Source organism: Janthinobacterium sp. BHSEK, assembly GCF_056174685.1.
The window spans coordinates 1-5,389 of sequence record NZ_JBWBYV010000116.1 but is presented as its reverse complement, the minus strand read 5'-3'; the positions used below and the strand labels follow the sequence as shown (position 1 = coordinate 5,389).

Here is a 5,389-nt window from a genome sequence, read left to right as displayed (position 1 = left end):
ATCCACCGCCAACACCCTGAGCGCCCGCAAGCGTGAATTGCTGATGCTCCGCCTAAGGAAGGCCGCCGGCGCGGACACCCGCGGCGATGCGCCGCCGCCGCTCACGCGGGCGGACCACCGCCGGCCACCGCCGCTGTCGTTTGCGCAGCAACGCCTGTGGTTCCTCGACCAGCTCGACCATGCCGCCGGCGCCGCCTACCACATGCCGTCCGCGCTGCGCCTGCAGGGCAAGCTGGACAAGATCGCGCTGAAGTTCACGCTCGATCGCGTCATCGCCCGTCACGAAAGCCTGCGCACCACCTTCGCCAGCTTCGACGGCCAGACCGTGCAACTGATCGCCGCCGCCGACGCCGGCTTCGCGCTGAACGAGTGCGATCTGAGCGGCCTGGCCGCCGCTGAACGCGACAGTGCATTGGCCGCCATCGGCAGCGAGGAAGCGCTGCAGCCGTTCGACCTGGCTACCGGCCCGCTGATCCGTGGCCGCCTGGTGTGCCTGGCCGAAGACGATCATGTGCTGCTGATCACCCAGCACCATATTGTTTCGGACGGCTGGTCGATCGGCGTGCTGGTGCGCGAGGTGAGCACACTGTACGCAGCATTCAGCCAAGGGCGCGCTGACCCGCTGCCGCCGCTGGCGATCCAGTACGCCGACTATGCCGCCTGGCAGCGCGACTGGCTACAGGGGGATGTGCTGCAAACGCAGGCTGCATTCTGGAAAGCGCAATTGAGCGGCGCCCCGGCGCTGCTGGATTTGCCGACCGACCATCCGCGTCCGGCCCGGCAAAGCTATGCCGGCGGCAGCGTGCCGCTGGTGCTCGACGCCGAGGTCACGGCCGGCCTGAAGGCGCTGAGCCAGAAGCACGGCGCCACGCTGTTCATGATCCTGCTCGCCGGCTGGGCGACGCTGCTGGCGCGCCTGTCGGGCCAGGACGACGTGGTGGTGGGCACGCCGGTGGCAAACCGCCAGCGCACCGAGCTGGAAGGATTGATCGGTTTCTTTGCCAACACCCTGGCGCTGCGCGTCAAGTTTGCGGGCGAACTGACCGTGGCTCAACTGCTGGCGCAGGTCAGGGCGCACACGCTGGCCGCCTACGACCACCAGGACTTGCCGTTCGAGCAGGTGGTGGAAGCGGTGCAGCCGGTGCGCAGCATGGGTCACAGCCCGCTGTTCCAGGTCATGCTGAACATGAACAATGCGCCGGAAGGCGGCGCGTTGACCTTGCCTGGACTGACCATCTCCGGCGTCGAACAGCCGCATTCCACGACACAGTTTGACCTCAGTCTGACGATGTCTGACGCCGGCCGGACCATCGTCGGCGCCATCGAGTATGCGAGCGACCTGTTCGAAGAAGCGACAATCGTGCGCATGGTCGGTCATCTGACCACCGTGCTGCGTGCCATGGCCGCAGACGACCAGCAAAGCGTGGCTTGCCTGCCATTGCTGACTGCGGCGCAACGCCAGCAGGTGGTGGCGGACTTCAACTGCACGGCCGCCGTTTATCCATTAGACCAGCTGGTACATCAACTGTTCGAAATCCAGGCCGGCGCCAATCCACAGGCGCTGGCGCTGGTGCACGCTGACAGCCGACTTAGCTACGCCGAATTGAATTGCCGCGCCAACCGCCTGGCGCATCACCTGCGCGGCCATGGCGTCCGGCCGGACCAGCGCATCGCCCTATGCATGGAGCGCGGCGTCGACCAGATGGTCGGCATGCTGGCCATCCTCAAGGCCGGCGGTGCTTACGTGCCGCTCGATCCTGCCTATCCTGCCGACCGCCTGGCCTACATGCTCAGGGACAGCGCACCGCTGGTGCTGCTGACCCAGGCCGCACAGACGACCTGGCTGGCGCAGGTGGCGCCAGCCAGTTTGCCGATCGTGGTGGTGGACGACGCCGACGAAGCCGGCCGCATCGCCGCGCAGCCGGACCACGACCCCGACGAGGGGGCCATCGGCCTGATGCCGCACCATCTGGCTTACATCATCTATACCTCGGGCTCCACCGGCCAGCCCAAGGGCGTGATGGTCGAACACCGCAATGTCCTCAATTTCATTGACCACCACATCAAGGCCTGCGGCCTGAACGCGGCCGACCGTGTGCTGCAATTTGCCTCGTTCGCCTTTGATGCCTCGGTGGGCGAGATTTTCCCGACCCTGTCGGTGGGCGCCGCAATCGTGCTGCGTCCGGCGGACATGGTCGTGCCCGACATGGCCTTCGTCGACCTGCTCGACGCGCACGGCATCACCGTCAGCGACCTGCCCACCGCTTTCTGGCACCAGTGGGTGCAGGAAGTGCAGGCCGGCCGAAGCCGTGCCGCTGCGACCCTGCGCCTGATCATCGCCGGCGGCGAGAAGACAGAGCAGCGCCACCTGGCAGCCTGGCTGGCCGAGCCCGGCGTGCGCGCATGCCGCTGGCTCAATACCTACGGTCCGACCGAAACCACGGTCACCGTCACTTCCGTGGCATACGACAGCGGCAGCATCCTGCCGGCCCAGCACATCCCGATCGGCCGTCCGAATGCCAACACCTGCCTTTACATCCTCGATCAGCAGCTGCAACCGGTGCCGGTCGGCGTCAGCGGCGAGATCCACGTGGGCGGCGATGGCGTTGCCCGTGGCTATCTGCACCGCCCGGAACTGACCAGCGAGCGCTTCATCGCCGACCCGTTCTCCGGCCAGCCGCGCGCCCGTCTCTACAAGACAGGTGACCTGGGCCGCTGGACGACGGACGGTGTCATTGAATACCTGGGCCGCAACGACTTCCAGGTCAAGATCCGCGGCTTTCGCATCGAGCTGGGCGAAATCGAAGCCCGCCTGGCGGCCTGCGACGGTGTCAGGGAAGCCATCGTCATTGCCCGCGAAGATGTACCCGGAGACAAGCGTCTGGTGGCCTACCTGATCGCGCATGACGGCGCCAGTCTGGCGCCGGCCGCATTGCGCGCCGAGCTGGCGCGGCATCTGACCGACTACATGATCCCGGTGGCGTTCGTCGTGCTCGGCGCCTTCCCGCTGACCCCGACCAACAAGATCGACCGCAAGGCCTTGCCGGCGCCGGACGGTTCGGCCGCCGCCGCGCGCGAGTATCAGGCGCCGCAAGGCCAGATCGAAGCGGCGTTGGCCGCCATCTGGTGTGCGCTGCTGAATCTGGAACGGGTCGGCCGGCAGGACCATTTTTTCGAACTGGGCGGCCATTCGCTGCTGGCCGTGCAACTGATGGCGCGCATTCGGCAGGAAATGGAACTCGATATCAGCCTGCGCGAGCTGTTCGCCGGTCCCACCCTGTCGGTGCTGGCACAAGCCGCGGGCCGGGCCCGTCGTGTGCGGACCGAGGCGATCCCGCTGGCCGACCGCAGCCAGCCTTTGCCGCTGTCCCATGCCCAGCAGCGCCTGTGGTTCCTCGACCGCCTCGATCATGCCGCCAGCGTGGCCTATCACATGCCGACCGCCTTGCGTCTGCGGGGCAAGCTGGACAAGCTGGCCCTCAAGGCCACGCTTGACCGCGTGGTGAGCCGCCACGAAAGCCTGCGCACCCGTTTCATCGATGTCGATGGCACACCGGTGCAGGTCATCGCCACGGCGGACGCCGGCTTTGCACTCGGCGAGCGCGACCTGAGCCAGCTCGCCGGCCCGGAGCGCGAAGATGCGGTGCGCCGCCTGGCCGACGATGAGGCCATCCAGCCCTTCGACCTGGCGGCCGGAGCGCTGATACGCGGCCAGTTGCTGCATCTGGCCGCGGACGAGCATGTCCTGCTGCTCAATCAGCATCACATCATCTCCGACGGCTGGTCGATCGGCATACTGGTGCGCGAGATCAGCACGCTGTACGCCGCCTTCAGCGCTGGCCAGGCCGATCCGCTGCCGCCGCTGGCGATCCAGTATGCCGACTATGCGGCATGGCAGCGCGGCTGGCTGCAGGGCGATGTCCTGCAAGCGCAGAGCGCGTTCTGGAAAGAACAATTGACAGGTGCGCCGGCGCTGCTGGAACTGCCGACCGACCGTCCGCGTCCGGCCCGGCAAAGCTACGCCGGCGGCAGCGTGCAGGTGCGCTTCGATGCCGCGCTGACCGCCGGCTTGAAAGCGCTGAGCCAGAAGCACGGCGCGACGCTGTTCATGACCCTGCTGGCAGGCTGGGCCGCGCTGCTGGCGCGCCTGTCGGGCCAGGATGATGTGGTGGTCGGCACGCCGGTGGCCAACCGTCGGCGCAGCGAACTGGAAGGCCAGATCGGCTTCTTCGTCAACACGCTGGCGCTGCGGGTGAAGCTGGAGGGCGATCCGAGCGTGGCGCAGCTGCTGGCGCAAGTCAAGGCGCACACGCTGGGGGCGTACGAGCATCAGGATCTGCCGTTCGAGCAAGTCGTGGAAGCGGTGCAGCCGGCGCGCAGCATGCGCCACAGCCCGCTGTTCCAGGTCATGCTTAATCTGGACAACGCACCGGCCGCCGCCGCCGCGCCCCTGGGGGATCTGGTGCTCAGCGGCGTCGAGCAGGCCTATCACACCACCCAGTTCGATATCAGCCTCAACCTGACGCAGACGGACCACGCCATCGTCGGCAACCTGCGCTACGCCAGCGACCTGTTCGACGCCGCCACCATCGAACGCATCGCCGGCTATTTCACCAGCCTGCTGCGTGCCATGGTCGCCGACGACAGCATGGCGCTGAGCCGCGTGGCGCTGCTCGGCGCCGCCGAGCGCCGCCAGGTACTGGCAGACTTCAACGACACCACCCAGGCCTATCCCGACGACAAGCTGCTGCATCAATTCTTCGAGGAGCAGGTTCGCCGCAGTCCGCAGGCGAGCGCGCTGATTTTCGAAGGCCAGCACCTCAGCTACGATGCGCTCAATCGCCGCGCCAACCGGCTGGCGCACCATCTGCGCAGCCACGGCGTGCAACCGGATTCGCGCGTGGCCATCTGCATGGAGCGCAGCATCGAGATGGTGGTCGGCCTGCTGGCCATCGTCAAGGCCGGCGGTGCCTATGTGCCGCTCGATCCGGGCTATCCCGCCGACCGCCTGGCATACATGCTGGCCGATTGCGCCCCGGCCATCCTGCTGACGCACAGCGCGGTGGCCGGGTGCCTCGATGCCGGCCAAACGCGGGCCATCGTCGTCGATGCCGGGGACGATGCGCGCGCCATCGCGGCACAATCGGATGCCAACCCGGACGCTGAGGCCATCGGCCTGCATGCGGGCCACCTCGCCTATGTGATCTACACCTCCGGCTCCACCGGCCAGCCCAAGGGCGCGATGAACGAGCATGGCGCGGTGGTCAACCGCCTGTGCTGGATGCAACAGGCGTTCTGCCTCGGTGCCGATGACCGCGTCCTGCAAAAAACGCCGTTCAGCTTTGACGTGTCTGTGTGGGAGTTCTTCTGGCCGCTGATGTCTGGCGCC

Annotated in this window: 1 protein-coding gene; it reads left to right on the top strand. The window is 67.3% G+C overall.

From position 1 onward, the window contains the following. Positions 1-43 precede the first annotated feature (43 nt). On the top strand, positions 44-5,389 hold a 5,346-nt coding region (locus tag AC0V2Y_RS26890; protein WP_475418405.1), incomplete at its 3' end, for an amino acid adenylation domain-containing protein.